The organism is Paenibacillus sp. FSL L8-0708, assembly GCF_038009325.1.
Classification (GTDB): domain Bacteria; phylum Bacillota; class Bacilli; order Paenibacillales; family Paenibacillaceae; genus Paenibacillus_AQ; species Paenibacillus_AQ odorifer.
This window is the reverse complement of record NZ_JBBPBC010000001.1, coordinates 2,930,902-2,947,525: the sequence shown is the minus strand read 5'-3', so window position 1 is coordinate 2,947,525 and position 16,624 is coordinate 2,930,902. Positions and strand designations below refer to the sequence as shown.

Sequence of the window (16,624 nt, the reverse complement as noted above, 5' to 3'; positions counted from 1 at the left end):
TACTTAAAGAATGCCCTGCCCGTCCATACGTGCGAGTTCCTGCTCGACTTCATCCAGCTGATCTTCGCCAAATACTTTAAACCCATTTTTCCTCAACAGCTCCGTAGTGGTGCCCTCTCCCGGTGCTTTCGTATCTTTAAAGGTTCCATCATAAATATACAGGCTTCCGCATGAAGGACTGTCTTGTTTTAAAATAGCTAATGCAACCTGATGTTCCCTAGCCAGCTTTAGTGTGGCTTGAGCCCCCTTCATAAATGGCTCCGTAACATCGACGCCTGCCCCCGTCACTACCCGATCCCCTTGCCGCTGTGCGTCAGGACGAGGGGTTGGCAAACCTCCCACTACCTCTGGACAAATATGGACAAAACGCCCTTCCTCATACCACTTTAGGAATCGGGCATCGAGACACGGAACATCGCCATTATCATAACGTACTTTATGCCCTAACAGACATGCGCTCACTAGAATCTTCCCTGTCATCGTTATCGCCACCAGTCCGTCTAGTATTTAATATATTGCTATATTATTTATGACTAGAAACGGATATGCAATATCGAAATGCCTGTCCACGAAATGTTTGTGCTTGATACACAAAAGAAGACTCGTAGTACACATATAGAAAACCATTATTTCTGATATTGAGGGGTTTTCTCCATCCGATACCGGCTCCAGCAGGTCCATAATAAATCCGCCATAAAGTAGAAGCCCACGATCGGAAGCACGAATTTCCAAATAGGCTGAACACCCGAATATAAAAGCTCCATAAGCGGCTGAATTACATAGACACTAGCTACTGAAAGCCCCCACCAATATAGAGAAAAACGCAGGCAAACATGCCCTTGCAGTTGATAAGACATTCCTGAGTAATCCCACCATTGCTTATGGAATACCGTTTTTAACAGCCAACCGCTTATAAATTCTACAGCAGAAGGAATGATTAGCGCAAGAAATAGGAAAAGCGGAAGTGGCAGCGTCAAATCTCGAGCAATCAATAGCAATAGTGGAGCAAAGCCGTACATCGGCTTAAATGGACCTTTTAGAAATCCTTCTTTGCGAAAGCTTCCATTACTGTATAGATTATAGGTCCCTTCCAATACCCAACCTAAAAAGGAATAGACCATAAAATAAAAAAAGTATTGGCCCACCACAGTAACTGCTATATCTCCACTTAACGAAAATATAGGAATAATCATGACCTAATCTCGCCTCCCGTTGTCATTATTTTCTTAGTTGTCCATCCGGCCCTATTATGTCTTGATCGTTCTGGAAATATGCGCACAAAAAAAGACATAACCCAAAAGGTTATGCCTCTATTCCAGAATTCCAGGAGTAAAAGTCTCCCACTTGTTACCTTCTAATTATTTATGCTCTTCTTCATGAGGTGTCGTCAGCAACTGATCGTCGTTTGGTTTCTTCAGTGCATCCATCTTAAGCTCACTGCGTACGCCAAAGTTTGAACCGTACTTTTTCTCAAAGTTTCCTGCTAGAGCCTCACCACGTTTTTGCCGGTAACGGCTGTTCTCATTCCGACTACGCATTCCATTTCCTCCCTGTTGGCAAAGATCTGTGAAATTTGCGAAAAGCTAAGACGAACTTGGAGAAAACACTCTGATGAGGTTGTACTTTTATTTATTATACAATACTTAAGTATATCATCAACAAAAACAGACTGTCCCCTAAAGGACAGCCTGTCTTCCGAATCATTTACTCCAAATTATCGGGAAGCGGATCTGGGTGTGAGGATTCAGCAGGTTTGGCTACCCACTCATCTGCCTCTGGCTCGATGTCTACACCGTTCTCCATCTTCTTAATTTCAGCTAATGAATCGCCTTCTTTATTTTCCTTGTTGCGGATTTCCGCTTCATCTTGTGTGTGATCGGACATGTGAAATCCTCCTCAGGTGCTTTGCTTTTTTTGTTCCTTAGTTATAGTTACCCGATGGAGTGTTTTGCAAACATAGTCCAATTAAAAGAATAATTTAAGGGTACATCATCCACGCTACAAGTGGGCCGATACAAGAGCCAACTACGGCGCAAACAGTCATCGCAACCGAGCTCATCGAAACGGATTGTTCACCATATTCCAAGGCCTTTGCTGTTCCTAGAGCATGTGAAGCGGTTCCTAGACCAATTCCGATTCCAACCTCACTACGAATTCTAAACAGTTTGATGATAAAAGGTCCGCCAATCGCACCTGTAAATCCAGCAATCATAACAAATACAGAGGTTAAAGAAGAGTCCCCACCTAAGCTGTTCGAGATCTGTATCGCTACAGGTGTAGTGATCGATTTAGGTAATAAAGATAAAACATATAATTTAGAGAAGCCTAGACCTGCCGCCAAAAGCAGTCCACTAAACATCCCTATAAGCAGACCTACAATGGCTCCGCCCAGAATTGCCGGGAGATTCTCAATCAACACATTACGTTGTTTATATAATGGGTAGGCTAACGATACTACAGCAGGACCGAGCAGCTGATTAATCCATTTGCCGCCTATCATATATGTATCATACGGAATATGAAAATATAGTAGTAAAGTTACAACAATCACTGTTGCTGTAAGCGCGGGAATAAGTACAGGAATACGAAATCGTCTATATACTACTGACATCATCAAATAAATAGCTACGTTAAGCAGTACAATACCTGTTGCGATAAAAAACATTATATTTCCTTCCCCTTTTCGCTTAGTCTCTTGCCGCTCCATCCCGCTTTCAGCTTGTTGTTTACGCTAGTAAGCCATTGGCTAGAATGTGCAGCTGCGGCAATCGTGAGAACACTGCTAACGATAAGGATTAGGATTAATAGTAAACCTCTACCACTAAAGATATCCATATGATTCACGATCCCAGCTGTCGCTGGAATAAAAAATAACGGAAGGTAAGCTAATATCGTTGTAGCACCCTCTTCAATCCACTTCACAGGCACGACCCTGAATAGCAATAGAACAAAAAGTAACAGTAATCCTACGATACTCCCGGAAACGGGGAGATGCAGTTGCTTTTGCAGATAGTCCCCAGCCAAGTAGAACAAATATAGCAGGAACACTTGGATAATAATGCGAATGATTTTCATGATGCAGGATCCCTTCATTATTAAGTTAAAGCGATAGCGCTAATATGGAGTCACCTTCATAAGGGTATCAGAGTTTTCATGAAACTTTCAATTACTTTTTGAATCTTATAAGAAATATCGCAAAAAAACCTGCAAAATCCCCAGAATACAGAGACTTTACAGGCTCAAAGATTAAGATTCAATTTCGTTAAACCCACTGAATCACTTGCTCTGCACCTTGACGCGTCTTACCACGTGGTTCGTTCAGGCGATATCCGAAAGCTGCCATACAGGAGATTCCAAAATGCTCAGCGTCCAAAATCCCTTCTTCTTCCAGAATCTGCTCAACCTTAGCTTTATCAAAACCTTCCATTGGGCAGGAGTCGATCCCGATTAACGCAGCTGAAGTCAGCATATTCCCAAGCGCCAGATAAGTCTGCCGGCAGCTCCATTCGAACATTGCCCGCTCATTCTCCATCAGTCCGAAATCAACCTTCAAGAACTTATCAAAAACTTTACGTTTTCCTTCCATTCCTTGCGGAGGCAACTCCTGCACATTCTCCATGATCCCTTTAATATAATCGGAGTCAGCAGCCATATCTTTAGGAAGACGTGAGAGAATAAGCACAAAATGGCTTGCGGTTGCCAATTGCTTTTGTGCGCCCCAGGCATAAGGACGTAATTTTTCACGTACTTCCGGACTTTGTACTACCACAAAACGCCAAGGCTCGAATCCGAATGAACTTGGTGACAATCGTCCAGTTTCCAGAATAAATTGAAAGTCCGATTCACTAATTTTTTTATGGCTATCGAATTCTTTAGTTGCATGTCTGAACTGATATGCAGACAGGATTTCATTCTTGTTTAACGATAAAGTATCCATGAGTAACACTCCCTTTACTTGGTTAGCATCGACGAGCATTTGACTGTTTGCCGATCACATGCTTAATATTAGTGTATATATCACTTCTTTAAAAGTACGCACAATAATGTTATGTAGTATACAAAATGATACCATGGGAGTTGAACAGCTATGCGTGACCGAAAAGGTGGCTTCGGAAATTTCCCGGAAAGCAACAAAGAAGCTTGCCCTGTGGAATTTACACTGGACGTTATAGGAGGCAAATGGAAAGGAATTCTCATCTATCACTTGATTGATGGCACGAAACGTTTTAACGAATTCCGCCGGATCTGCCCGGGTATTACCCAACGTATGCTGACCCTGCAACTAAGAGAGTTGGAAGAGGATGGGGTTGTACACCGTGAGGTCTACCATCAGGTTCCCCCAAAAGTCGAATACTCTTTAACTGAATTCGGCAAGACACTGATTCCTATTATTAAACTCATGAAAGATTGGGGCGAGGTGTACAAAACAAAACAGCTTTCCGCAGAAAGCTGTCCTGAAGGTACAGATATTACGGTGTAGCTCAATGCTGCACCTTTTATTTTTCCCCATTAAAAAACGCTGCAGCTTTTTCCTTATGTTCGTTGGTTACCTGACCGGATATCGCTTTAATGCCTGCTGCGATAATCGCTGCATCATCTGTAAATCCAAGGCCTAGAATCGCATCGGGTATAGCATCTATAGGAGAAATAAAATAAGCCAATGCACCGAAAGCAATTCCTTTCGCCCATAAAGGTGTTTTAGCGTCGACGGCACAATAATACATCGCGATAGCATCTTTAGTAAATGGAATTTTGCCTGCAAACTTTTTAGTTTTCGTCCAAAAATTTTTCGTTACCATTTCCTCATTTTCTTTGCTATATGGAAATTCCTCTGCAGTGAGCTCCATGCTATTCTTGACCTTATCTTTCTTCATTGCCGGTTCCCTCCGAAAGGTTCATATGACGTACATACCTATACCTAAAGTATTCCCTCAATTGAGGTTTATATCTTTAAGATAAACTAAAGTCCGTATCCTGAACCTACTTACGATTAATTGATCGCTTTGATTTTCGTTAAATCGCTGCTGCATAACACTTCAAGATTCTTAAAGATTCGCTCAGCATCCCAATCCCACCACTTCAGCGCTTCAAGATATTCGATCATTTCATCATCAAAACGTTGTCTAATCACTTTGCAGGGATTTCCTCCAGCTACACTATACGCCGGGATATCCTTTACAACTGTAGAATTGGCTGCGATAACTGCTCCGTTTCCAATATGCACACCTGGCATAACCGTAACATTTTGTCCAATCCAAACGTCGTTTCCGATGACTGTATCACCTTTTAGCGGCAGATCTTTTAAATCCGGGACCGCCTGTTCCCAGCCATGGGCCATGATGTTAAACGGATAGGTCGAAACCGAATTCATCCGGTGGTTGGCGCCATTCATGACAAATTCAATGCCTTTGGCAATCGCGCAGAATTTTCCAATAATAAGCTTATCGCCAATAAAATCATAATGATGAGTCACACGTTCCTCAAACTTCTCTGCACCGTTTATATCATCATAATAGGTATAATCGCCAACAATGATATTGTCTCTTGTAATCGCATTTTTTATATAGCAGATACTTTTAATTTGTTCATTGGGATAGAGCGTATTCGGGTTCGGTCCATATTGTTTCATAGTTTGCGCCTCGCTCTCTTTTGGATAAAACATAGCAGAGATCAGAGCTGAATTCAAATCATGTACGATTCATAAACATAAAAAAGCGGCTACCTGCCGGTAACCGCCTATCTTTTATCTACTTATATTGTTAAAGCTCGTTCTGCTTCTACTTCTACTTCTACCTCTATCTTTTCGATAAAACCTCAGCCTCATACTGTTTCACTTCATTTAGCCAGCTTTCCCGGACCGGTACGCCATTCTTCGCACAATAATAATCCCAAATGGCTCCAAACGGATACGATTTAAATTCCTCGACCAAGGCAAGTCTTGAAGTGTAATCTCCATCCAGCTCAATTTGCTTCAATTGCTCTATTGGCTCCAGCATAGCACGAAGCAAAGCTTTTAATGTATTTCGTGTTCCGATCACCCAAGCAGCAACATGATTGATGCTTCCGTCAAAAAAATCTAATCCAATATGCGTTCTGCCCAGAAACTGACCACGAACCAGTTCACGGGCAATCTCGAGCAGCTCATCGTCCATAGTAACCACATGATCACTATCCCAGCGTACTGGACGGCTAACATGCAGCAGCAATTGATCCCCAAACAGCAGCCAGGAAGACAGCTTATTCGAAATCGTCTCGGTTGGATGGAAATGCCCAGCATCGAAGCACACCGCCTTACCCCGGCTTAGCGCATAACCCATATAGAATTCATGTGAGCCAACCACGTAACTTTCCGAACCAATACCAAACAGCTTACTTTCTACAGCATCAATGTTATATTGCTGATCGATTTCCTCGCTGAAGATTTCATCGAGTGACTGCTGAAGCCGTACCCTTGGTGACAAGCGGTCGATCGGCGTATCTTTATAACCATCTGGAACCCAAAAATTAGTGACACAAGGCTGACCTAATGCTTGACCAAAGGACTCGGCGATTCGACGTGAGGCCTTGCAATGAGCGATCCAGAAGTTGCGGATCTCAGGATCTGGGTGACTCAGTGTGAAGCCATCATTTGCTTTTTCATGAGAAAAACAGGTAGGATTGAAATCCAATCCGAGTCCCTGCTCTTTGGCCCAGCTCACCCAGCGCTCAAAATGCTTAGGCTCTAACGCGTCGAGATCTACAGTCTCTTCTGTATCCGCATAAATAGCATGTAAATTTATTTTATGTTGCCCTGGGATGAGTGCTAGAGCCTGTTCCAAATCCCGGCGCAGCTCCTCCGGATTCCCGGCCCGCCCCGGGTAACTTCCGGTGACTGCGATCCCGCCGCTCAGTTCTTTTTCCTTATTCAAAAAACCCTTCACATCATCACCTTGCCAACAATGCAAAGAAATCTTAATTTCCGCTAGCTGCTCCAACACCTTATCTACTTCGATCCCATGCTGTGCGTAAAGCTTTTTCGCTTCATTGTAGCTGTTCTGAATGCTCTGTAAGCTCTCTTTACTCTGCTCCATGTTTGAGCCTCCTGATTTTTAACTTAGTGTGTTTTAGATGAGGCATTTTTGCCTCTTCTTAGCTCGCGTTCCGCAAAACGAAGCTACTAATTAACGACCTGCAGCCGGGCGAACTGTGCCAAAGCCGCTTTTTTGGTCGTGGGGTCCATCCCCTTCGGTATATAAGATGTTACTTGGAATGAACGACTTATAATTTCTCTCGCCTCTTGAAGATCAGTTACAGCACCCGTGCTGATCATCTGCACCACCAGATTGCCTAATGCCGTAGATTCCGTTGGTCCGGCGTGAATTTCCATCTCCAACAGATCTGCCGTAATCTGACACAACAGGCCGTTATTCGCACCTCCGCCAACGATATGCAACCTCTCTAAGTTGTCACCCGTCAATTGCTGGAGATCCTGAATGTAGAAATAATAAGATAAAGCAAGACTATCAAATACACATCGAGCCATTTCCCCAGGTGTTTGAGGGACCAACTGTCCTGCTTCCACACAATAGCTGCGGATCTCGTCAATCATGCTCTGTGGATTCATGAACCGTTCATCATTGCAATAAATGATCGATCTAAAAGGGATTTCTTGTGCTGCCAGCTCTACCAGCTCGCCGAAGCTGTATTGTCCGCCGTACTCCTCACGAACCTTTTGAATCAACCACATGCCCATAATGTTTTTAAGAAACCGGAATGATCCGTAGGCTCCCCATTCATTCGTATAGTTGCGTAACATAGCCTCTGGACTAGTGATGGCTGAACTCCGTTCCACCCCGATGAGTGACCAAGTACCACTACTGAGAAATCCCCATTTCTCGCTGTTTGCCGGAACCCCTAGTACAGCTGATGCTGTATCATGAGAGGCTACTGCTATGAACTTGCAATCTGGAAGATCGCCGCGAGCCGCCAAGTCTTCCGTCAACCTCCCAACGGGTTCCCCAGGTTCTGTTAAGGGAGGGAATTGCTCTTTTGAAAGACCAAGCACCGACAGAAGATCCTCATCGTAATCACGAGTGTGAAGATTCAGCATCCCAGAGGTGGAACCTATCGTCACTTCACTAATCTTGCGACCCGTAAGCCGATAATAAAGATAATCAGGAACCAGGAGGATGGAATGTGCAGCTTCCAGCTCCGCCTGATCATGCACAAACAGCTGATACAACGTATTAATCGGGAGATATTGTATCCCCACTTTTCCGTAAACGCTTTCAGTTGAGATGTTACGATGCAGCCTCTCTATCGCTCCATCCGTTCGGGAGTCACGATAAGAAAAAACCTCATGGATCCGCGCTCCCTCCTGATCGAGAAGTACATAATCGACACCCCAAGTATCGATGCCCACGGTGCAGCGCTCGATCCCTCTAACCTTGGCGTGCTGTAAGCCTTTGACGATTTCAGCAACTAAATAATCTATATCCCAATAAAGATTACCATTTTGTTCAGCGAATCCATTACTGAAGCGATGAATTTCTTCTATAGACAGGGTTCCTCCCGGCTGCTGCAAGGTTCCACAGACCACTCTCCCACTAGAGGCTCCGATATCAACAGCAATATGCTTCTGCATTTGATTATGAGCTTGTGTATTCATCCCTATACAACACTCCTTATCTCCTATCAGCCTACTAGCAAAGCGAATACGATTCCTGGACCATGCACGCCTATCGTCAGATCATTCTCAATATCCGCTGAACGGCTAGGTCCGGAGATAAAATGAATGCCCGCCGGCAGCCCCGACGGCCCAGCTTCATCAAAATCAATAAGCACCTCACCGAGACGAGTCTTCAGCCGCTCCAATGGAACGATGGCAATTAATGCGGTAGGCAATAAGCTGACTGAACGGCCTTTATCCTCAGAGGACAGCACAGTAATGGAGCCTGTATAGGCAACTGCATAATCCGCAATCACAATTCCAATATCAGCCTCGGCTGCCCTAGCTTTCCATGCCTCCTGATCATCCGTATTCCAGACAGACACCCGTGTATCTGTGAGTTCCTCCTCTAGTCGAAGTGCTGCTAGCTCGGTGACATTTTGCCGGAGAATATACCGTGCGAGCATCTCATCCGCTTTGCTGACGATAAAAGCCTTGGCTTCATCCATATCCTGCACACGAAATACATGGCCACCGGCGCTTTGAAAATTCGCCGTAAATTGTTCAATCCTTTCCTCCGGACTCCACTTGAATTGCTGCCAGTACTGCGGTGCGCCGCGAAAAGGGTGTGCGGGAGCTTCAGTAATTCTCGGCCGCTTCAGGCGGCGAGCGATATCATTCATGAATCCCTGCTGCTTTTCACGTGAATCCTGCTCCATACGTTCCAACCAGTTACTGTGCGTCTCTTCAGTCATGCCCGGCCTCTCCTTCCAGCTCTTCCCGCTTCCGCTTCGCTAGTAAATCTTCCATTCGCTTCTGTATCGCCGGGTCCATTTCGCGACTGTTCTTGTCTAGCTCCTGTTGCAGCCCCTTCCAGCTCTCACGGAAGGATTGATCTGCCAGCTTCGGGGCGATCCGATAATTGTTCCAGCCTTTCAGCGGCCCCAGTTTCGACGGAATTCCTCCGTCTCGCATGAGCAGCTTTTGCCCGATTCTACCTACCTTCATCACATTACTAAATCGCTGTGACTTCGCCATAATCGCCCCAAAACCCTTCATGCCGAGACCTTCTGCCTTATCCCCATAACCACGTTCAACCTTCCGCCGCCGTAAATAGATGAGCATATCATGCAGAGGAATTTTGACCGGACAGGCTTCATAACATGCTCCGCACAGGCTAGAGGCTGAGGCGATGTCATCCCATTGATCTACATTTTTATTCAGCGCCGGGGTCAACACCGCTCCTATAGGTCCGCTATACGTTCCCCCATATGCATGACCGCCAATATGACGGTAGACAGGACAAGCATTCAGACAAGCTCCACAGCGGATGCAATTCAGCAGCTCCTGAAACTCAGGATCGCCTAGCTGCTCAGATCGGCCATTATCAAGAATAATAATATGCTGCTCTTCCGGCCCATCACCATCGTTGGTTCTGCGGGGACCAGAAATACCCGACATATATACCGTTAACTTCTGCCCTGTTGCCGAACGAGGCAACAATGTAGCCATCACTTCAAGATCACTCCACGAAGGAATAATCCGCTCCATCCCCATCAGGGTAATTTGTGTTTTCGGTAAAGTGGTGACCATACGGGCGTTGCCTTCATTCTCGAACAGCACCATCGAACCCGTCTCTGCAATAGCAAAGTTACAGCCAGTCATTCCGATATCCGCATCAAGGAACTTCTCTCTCAGCTTTCGCCGTACAAATCCAGCAAGGATAGTAGTTTCAGGCAAAAGCTCCTCCCCTGCCTCTTTGGACAACAGCTCGGCAATCTGGTAGCGGTTCTTATGAATCGCCGGAATAATGATATGTGACGGGGTTTCCCCGGCAAGCTGGATAATATACTCCCCCAGATCCGTCTCTATGGTCTCCACACCAATGGATTCCAGCGCCTTATTTAAATGCAGCTCCTCAGTAACCATTGATTTGGATTTGACCACAGAAGCTGCCTGTTTTCGCTGCGCGATTTCAAGGGCAATCTTCACAGCCTCTTCACCCGTTGCTGCAAAATGAATATGTGTGCCGTTTGCTCTTGCCTTGTCTGCAAAAAGGTTCAAATAGTAATCAAGATGGGCGATCGTGTGTAGACGGATTTGCCGCCCACGTTCACGCCACTCTTCCCAGTGGCCATGATCGTTAGCCGCTTTTTGTTTTCCATCACGCAGTCTCTCCGTGGTAAAACGAACAGCCTTGCGTAAAAAGTCATTATTCAGTGCCAAGTCTGCACGCTCTTTTACTGTTGCTGGCTTTCCATTCTCTGAACTCGCCGTGGAATTGGTGGTGGCTTGGCTCATTTATCAGTCACCCCCTCATATAGCAGTTCTGCTAAATGCATAACTCGAACGGGTTCGCGGCGGTAACGCAGATTCCCGGCAATATTCATCAGACAACCCATATCCAGACCCGTTAGGATTTCTGCTTCCGTCTCCAGCACATGATCTGATTTCTCAGTGACCATCGCCCCGGAGATATCAGACATTTTCACGGCAAAGGTTCCACCAAACCCACAGCAGTCCTCAGCAAAAGGCAGTGGTACCAGCTCCATCGCCTTCACATTTTGCATAAGCTGCATAGGTTCGTCGCGAATCCCTAGAATCCTTGTGCCATGACAGGAAGGATGATAGGTAACCTTATGCGGAAACACTGCTCCTAGATCAGTTACGCCAAGCACCTGCACCATAAACTGGCTGAATTCATAGGATTTACGTTGCAAATTCTGCGCCTTGACCAGATTAACCGGATCATCCTGAAACAGCTTAGGGTAATGATGAAGCATCCCCGTACAGGATCCGGAAGGTGCAATGACAAAATCACTGTCATCGAAGGCCTGCAGAATCGTAAGTGCAGCTTGCCGCGCTTCATTCCAATATCCACTGTTGTACGCAGGCTGTCCGCAGCAGGTCTGCACCTCCGGGAACTCCAGCTGTACGCCATATCTGGCCAGCAGACGAGCCATGGCTTCCCCGACCTTCGGGAACACGGCATCGCTGACGCAAGTTATAAACATCGATACCTTCATGCCTTCACCTCCTGCACAACTATTTACTACACCGTCGTTATTGCGATGTTCAGCTTCTGCAACTGCTTCATTTGTTCTTCAACAGGGCTGTAATCCGTTATTAGAACATCCACATCACTAGGAGCCGCAAAATGTGTGAACGCTTGAATTCCGAATTTACTGGAATCGCATAATAAGATCACTTGCTCCGCTATAGAAATCATCTTTCGTTTCACCATAGCTTGCAGCTCATTTGATTCACTAGCGCCACGTTCGAGATGAAATCCTTTGCAGGAAAAAAACATTTTATCCACGTGATACAATTCAAGCGAACGTTCTGCTAAATGACCCACATAGGACATTGATCTGCGGCTCAGTTGCCCGCCTGTAGAAAAGACCTCGATCCGCTCCTTCCCGCTTAACTCTGCTGCCACTCTAGTAGAATTGGTCAACACAGTGAGCGGCATATCCGGCAAATGCGAAGCCATATACCAAGCCGTTGTACTGGCATCCAGTAAAATCCGATCGCCCGGCTTAATCATCATTACCGCCTCACGGGCAATCCGCTGTTTCTCCGCTGCATTAATGATTTCTCGTTCGGCATAAGGAGTCTCCGGTTGCCGGTCACGCAGGCTAACTGCTCCGCCATGCGAACGCAGCAGCCGCCCCGCTTTTTCCAATCGATCCAGATCGCGGCGAATGGTTTCTTCCGTCACTTGGCATAATGTACTCAATTCTGAGACACGGATGCTGCCGCGTTCATTCACTAGTTCTACGATTCGTTCATATCTGTCTGCAATCAGCATGATTTCCCTCCGTTATCCCTATCTATATTCAAGCTACTTCTTATCTAGTAAAAGCTGCTGGCACTCCACCGTCGATTGTAAGCATACAACCCGTAGTTTTCTCTGACTTGGAAGAAGCAAAAAAAGCAACGCCTTCGGCAATATCACGTGGATAAATATTAACTAGCAGCGTCGTGCGTTTACGGTAATGCTCCTCTAATTGATCCGGCTCAATCCCGTAAGCAGCCGCCCGTTCATTACGCCAGTTCGAATTCCAGATGGCTGATCCTTGTAGAATTGCATCGGGCAGAATCGTATTGGCACGGATGCCAAACTCTCCACCTTCAGCTGCTATGCAGCGGGCCAGATGGGCTTCGAGCGCCTTGGCAGAACTGTAAGCCGAGACGCTTTTACCTGCAAAAATAGAATTTTTGGAGCCGATGAATACCATGCTGCCTCCGATTTTTTGCTCCTTCATCACTTTAAAAGCTTCGCGTGCAACAAGAAAATATCCTGTGCCCAGCACAGAAATATTCAAATTCCACTCTTTCAATGAAGTCTCATCAAACGGACTGGAGGTTGCAAGCCCAGCATTATTAACAATAATATCGACCCCGCCATAAAAAAGGGCTGTCTCCGCATAAGCTGCAGTTACCTGCTCTTCCTGAGTTACGTCCATTTTAACGGCGAATCCACGATTTTCACCATACTTAGCATTAATCTCTTCCGCTACTTTTTGTGCCCCCTCCAGATTGAGATCTGCCAATACAACATGCGCTCCTTCTGATACTAAACGACGAGCCGTCTCACTCCCAATTCCCCCGGCACCACCTGTAATAAAGGCAACTTTACGGGAGAACTCCGCTTCTGCCGGAGCCAAGGATAATTTATATAATTCCAGGGGCCAATATTCCACATTGTACGATTCATTCTCACTAAGAGAGACGAAATCTCCCAGCGCAGTAGCTCCGCGCATAACAGCAATCGCCCGGTGATACAAGGCTCCGCTGATCTTAGAATTGCTCCAGCTTTTACCTGTGTTGATCATGCCCACGCCAGGGATCAGGATCACACGTGGCGCAGCCTCGAACATTACATCGCCTTCATGTTTATTACGGTCGAAGTACGCTTTGTACTGCTCCTTATAAGCGCTAATCGCTTCGCTCAGCTTCGCCTTCAAGCCATCGATATCATTGGTATTTGGCTCCCACGCAACAAAAAGCGGCTTCATTTTGGTATGTACCAAATGATCTGGACAAGCTGCGCCTACACCGGATAACTTCTCCGAGTCAGCCCCTCCTACAAAACGCAGCACATCCTCCGCATCGTCGAAGGTCAAAATCATTTTACGCTCATCGCTGACCGCGCCTCTGATCAGTGGCATCACTGCCGCCGCTACATCCCGCCGCTCTGCTTCCGGAAGTGCTTCCGATTTGCGGCCGCCAAATAGGTTCTGATCTTCAATTCTTTCTTCAATATAACTTTCCGCTTCGTTAATTATGGAGATTGTTTTGGCATAACAAGATTCAGGTGTATCCCCCCAAGTCACGAGACCGTGTTTCTCCATCAGCACTAATTCAGCTTTAGGGTTTGCGAGCACACCTTCGGCAATCATTTTGGATAAAGTGAAGCCTGGACGGATGTATGGCACCCATACGAAACGATCCCCATAAATCTCACGGGCAATTTTCTTACCGTTATGAGCGCAGCATAAACTGATAATGGCATCTGGATGCGTATGATCCACATGCTTGAAAGGTAAAAATGCATGCAGTAACGTTTCGATAGAAGCACGCGGATGTTTAGGATCAATCATACAATTTGCGAGATAAGCTACCATCTCTTCATCTGGCATTTCATCACGTTCAAATAACGGGGCAATATCCTGAAGCCTTAGTCCGGTAAAGTTGCCTGCTTTCATCGTAGCAAGGTCAGAGCCGCTGCCCTTTACCCACATTACTTCTACCTCACGCCCGCGAAAATCCAATTCTATCGTTTTGCTGGAGGTATTCCCTCCGCCAAAGTTACAGACTCTGCGATCTTCGCCCAGCAGATTAGAGCGGAACACTAGTGCATCCAATCCCCCGTTTAATTTCGTTTTCTGAGATGAATCCCATAAGTTTTGTACCATTTGTGAATACCTCCGTTTTTGAATGTTTGTTTTTTTGTTTATTTTTGTTTGTTTTGATTTTAAACTATTTGTTTGTGTTTGAATAGAGCGCTTTCATCAAAATTTTAATTTTTTTTCACATTTTAGACGAATCTCCATTGGATGAACTACAATAACATCGCGAATAACAAAAAAGAGCTGCCTCTTGGCAACTCCTCCCCTATTTTTCACACCAGCTTAAAGGGTGATCCAGTAGTTACATTTTTCATTCTCAATGCCATGTAGTATTCCTTTGTTCGCTTCAATAACCTTTCTCGAAGATATATTGTCCGGCTCACAAGTCAGCATGACCTTTTCAATCCCCATGTCCGCAGCTTTATTTAACAGCTCTGCCAAAAAAATCGTACCATAACCCTTTCCTCTTTCACTGGGTCTGATACTATAACCGATGTGTCCACCGGACTTCCTCAATTGATCATTTAAGGAATGTCTTAGTTTTCCGACACCAACGGGATAAGCGTCAATCAGTAGCCAGTAGTTGGTTTGTGCTACATACTGTGGCGGAAGATTATCACCTTGTGAAAGTGCTATCCGATCCCGGATGAAATCAGGAAATTGACTGTAAGCCAGATCAAATCCGTTATTGACGAATCCATTCTCCCCCGGACCTATCTCCACAATCAGCTCAAAAATATCGCGTCCATCTGAAACACTAGCTTCCTTTAGCTCAACGAGCATAATCATCCCCACCTAGAACGTTATTAATAACTTCCCTATCAAAATTTACCGCAAAAGAGACCGGCATGCATTATTTAATTGCACATTCTACAACTAAAATGAACTTCAATGCTCACGCCTAATGTGTTAAGTGTACTTTGTGCAATTAAATTCGCCCAATTTAGCTGAATCAGCTAAATACGAGAGAAATAGTTGTACGAAGTACATCTATTTCACCGTAGTGAGAGTAAAGTAGCAATTTAGTTGTATGAAATACACTTATCTGGTCTGCACCCCTCTTTTCACAGGAATGTTCCTATTGCGCGCTCCTCCTTCCCCACTCTCGTAGTATACTTATTGGAATAAGATACAGATGTTGTATTTTCACTAAGGAGGTTTGTGATGGTAAATAGCTTTAAAAATGCCAAGGTGCAAGAACGAGTGTGGCAATCCTACCAACAGCTAGTTGATCAGTGGCCTATTCCTCTTGAAGAGCTCGATCTCCCAACCACATATGGGCTGACGCATTGTATCCTTACCGGGCAAAAGAGTAATCCCCCTTTATTTCTGTTTCATGGCGTTGGTGACAACTCGGCGGTCATGTGGCTCCTTAACATCGAGGAATTATCGCGGCATTTTTACTGCGTTGCTATTGATACTCTGGGCGGACCCGGAAAAAGTATTCCTAATGCGCACTTTAATAAACAAAAGTTTGAGCAGGTGGAATGGATTAATGAAATAGCCAAACATCTGAGCATAGACATCTTTAATATTGCAGGGGTGTCAAATGGAGCCTATATTGCTTTTAATTATGCAACCAAGCAACCGGACAAAGTGAACCGTGTGATTTGTTTGGAAGGCGGAATGGTCACCACACCCATCAAAGCCATGCTGCAAACGCTAATGATGATGTTCCCAGAGATTCTGATTCCCACGGATCGCAATTTACTGAAAGTGCTGAAGAAGTTAAGTGCGCCTGACTCCCCTTTATTTGACAATCACCCAGAAGTAGCTGCTCATCTAATCCTTTTAATGCGAGCTCATAATCAGCAAGCTATGTTTGTTCATAAGCTTCAAAAATACGATAAAAACGCCGCAGTTGCCGTCAGAGATAAGCTCTATTTTTTAGTAGGAGAACACGCGTTAAAACAATCAAAGGATTTCATAGATATTTTAGAGGATGGAAAGTTTCATTACCAAGTGATCCCCCGTGCGGGACACGGCATTAATCATGAGCAACCGGATAGAGTCAACACTGAAATCATCAATTTCCTGACCCGCGATAATGATAAATCACTTGCATCCTTATGAAAGCGTTACTATTATGAAGGTTATTACTCATACTTACTCTATTAAAGGA

The 16,624-nt window shown here is 45.2% G+C and carries 19 protein-coding genes; 2 read left to right on the top strand and 17 right to left on the bottom strand.

Annotation, left to right across the window (positions count from 1 at the left end; translation table 11 throughout):
* Positions 1–3: 3 nt before the first annotated feature.
* From NYE58_RS13720 to NYE58_RS13690, 7 genes are all read right to left on the bottom strand, one after another.
* Positions 4–480 carry a DUF523 domain-containing protein gene (locus NYE58_RS13720; RefSeq protein ID WP_076186997.1) on the bottom strand — a complete coding sequence of 159 codons (477 nt, stop codon included), beginning with the start codon at positions 478–480 and terminating at the stop codon, positions 4–6.
* Positions 481–626: 146 nt separating this feature from the next.
* Complete coding sequence (locus NYE58_RS13715) at positions 627–1,193, bottom strand: putative ABC transporter permease (RefSeq protein ID WP_076218747.1); 567 nt, start codon at positions 1,191–1,193, stop codon at positions 627–629.
* Positions 1,194–1,358: 165 nt separating this feature from the next.
* Complete coding sequence (locus NYE58_RS13710; RefSeq protein ID WP_076218748.1) at positions 1,359–1,538, bottom strand: hypothetical protein; 180 nt, start codon at positions 1,536–1,538, stop codon at positions 1,359–1,361.
* Between the two features lie 166 nt (positions 1,539–1,704).
* The gene (locus tag NYE58_RS13705) at positions 1,705–1,884 is read right to left on the bottom strand and encodes a hypothetical protein (RefSeq protein WP_036689781.1); all 180 of its coding nucleotides are present in this window, start codon (positions 1,882–1,884) and stop codon (positions 1,705–1,707) included.
* A gap of 94 nt (positions 1,885–1,978) precedes the next feature.
* Entirely contained in the window at positions 1,979–2,665 is a 687-nt protein-coding gene (locus NYE58_RS13700; protein WP_076130346.1) for an LrgB family protein, read from the bottom strand.
* Positions 2,665–3,093 carry a CidA/LrgA family holin-like protein gene (locus NYE58_RS13695; RefSeq protein WP_256716148.1) on the bottom strand — a complete coding sequence of 143 codons (429 nt, stop codon included), beginning with the start codon at positions 3,091–3,093 and terminating at the stop codon, positions 2,665–2,667. The genes NYE58_RS13700 and NYE58_RS13695 overlap by 1 nt, the downstream gene beginning before the upstream one ends.
* Positions 3,094–3,262: 169 nt before the next feature.
* Entirely contained in the window at positions 3,263–3,937 is a 675-nt protein-coding gene (locus NYE58_RS13690) for an NAD(P)H-dependent oxidoreductase (protein WP_076130347.1), read from the bottom strand.
* Between the two features lie 150 nt (positions 3,938–4,087).
* On the opposite strand from NYE58_RS13690, the gene NYE58_RS13685 reads away from it, so the two are divergent.
* Positions 4,088–4,480 carry a winged helix-turn-helix transcriptional regulator gene (locus tag NYE58_RS13685; protein ID WP_076130348.1) on the top strand — a complete coding sequence of 131 codons (393 nt, stop codon included), beginning with the start codon at positions 4,088–4,090 and terminating at the stop codon, positions 4,478–4,480.
* Positions 4,481–4,496: 16 nt separating this feature from the next.
* Here NYE58_RS13685 and NYE58_RS13680 read toward each other — a convergent pair whose 3' ends face one another.
* The 10 genes from NYE58_RS13680 to NYE58_RS13635 form a co-directional block, all read right to left on the bottom strand.
* Positions 4,497–4,874 (bottom strand): YkvA family protein, encoded by a 378-nt coding sequence (locus NYE58_RS13680; protein ID WP_081387669.1) that lies wholly within the window; start codon positions 4,872–4,874, stop codon positions 4,497–4,499.
* 116 nt (positions 4,875–4,990) lie between these two features.
* Positions 4,991–5,629: a Vat family streptogramin A O-acetyltransferase gene (locus NYE58_RS13675; RefSeq protein ID WP_076130349.1), complete on the bottom strand. Its 639-nt coding sequence runs from the start codon at positions 5,627–5,629 to the stop codon at positions 4,991–4,993.
* 166 nt (positions 5,630–5,795) lie between these two features.
* Positions 5,796–7,070: an L-rhamnose isomerase gene (rhaA, locus tag NYE58_RS13670; RefSeq protein ID WP_076280893.1), complete on the bottom strand. Its 1,275-nt coding sequence runs from the start codon at positions 7,068–7,070 to the stop codon at positions 5,796–5,798.
* An 86-nt stretch (positions 7,071–7,156) separates the two neighbouring features.
* Positions 7,157–8,647, bottom strand: a complete 1,491-nt coding sequence (gene rhaB / locus NYE58_RS13665) for a rhamnulokinase (RefSeq protein ID WP_256719100.1) — start codon at positions 8,645–8,647, stop codon at positions 7,157–7,159.
* 26 nt (positions 8,648–8,673) lie between these two features.
* Positions 8,674–9,402 carry a LutC/YkgG family protein gene (locus NYE58_RS13660; RefSeq protein ID WP_076277959.1) on the bottom strand — a complete coding sequence of 243 codons (729 nt, stop codon included), beginning with the start codon at positions 9,400–9,402 and terminating at the stop codon, positions 8,674–8,676.
* A complete protein-coding gene (locus tag NYE58_RS13655; RefSeq protein WP_341002064.1) occupies positions 9,395–10,948 on the bottom strand; it encodes a LutB/LldF family L-lactate oxidation iron-sulfur protein in 1,554 nt (517 codons plus the stop codon). The genes NYE58_RS13660 and NYE58_RS13655 overlap by 8 nt, the downstream gene beginning before the upstream one ends.
* Complete coding sequence (locus NYE58_RS13650; RefSeq protein WP_036689769.1) at positions 10,945–11,673, bottom strand: (Fe-S)-binding protein; 729 nt, start codon at positions 11,671–11,673, stop codon at positions 10,945–10,947. Before NYE58_RS13650 ends, NYE58_RS13655 begins: the two co-directional genes overlap by 4 nt.
* Positions 11,674–11,699: 26 nt before the next feature.
* The gene (locus NYE58_RS13645) at positions 11,700–12,458 is read right to left on the bottom strand and encodes a DeoR/GlpR family DNA-binding transcription regulator (protein WP_341002063.1); all 759 of its coding nucleotides are present in this window, start codon (positions 12,456–12,458) and stop codon (positions 11,700–11,702) included.
* Between the two features lie 40 nt (positions 12,459–12,498).
* Positions 12,499–14,568 carry a bifunctional aldolase/short-chain dehydrogenase gene (locus NYE58_RS13640; RefSeq protein WP_341002062.1) on the bottom strand — a complete coding sequence of 690 codons (2,070 nt, stop codon included), beginning with the start codon at positions 14,566–14,568 and terminating at the stop codon, positions 12,499–12,501.
* A 216-nt stretch (positions 14,569–14,784) separates the two neighbouring features.
* Complete coding sequence (locus NYE58_RS13635; protein WP_076218905.1) at positions 14,785–15,285, bottom strand: GNAT family N-acetyltransferase; 501 nt, start codon at positions 15,283–15,285, stop codon at positions 14,785–14,787.
* 381 nt (positions 15,286–15,666) lie between these two features.
* Here NYE58_RS13635 and NYE58_RS13630 point away from each other — a divergent pair, with 381 nt between their 5' ends.
* On the top strand, positions 15,667–16,575 hold the full coding sequence (locus tag NYE58_RS13630) for an alpha/beta fold hydrolase (protein ID WP_076130358.1): 909 nt from the start codon (positions 15,667–15,669) through the stop codon (positions 16,573–16,575).
* Positions 16,576–16,624: the final 49 nt, after the last annotated feature.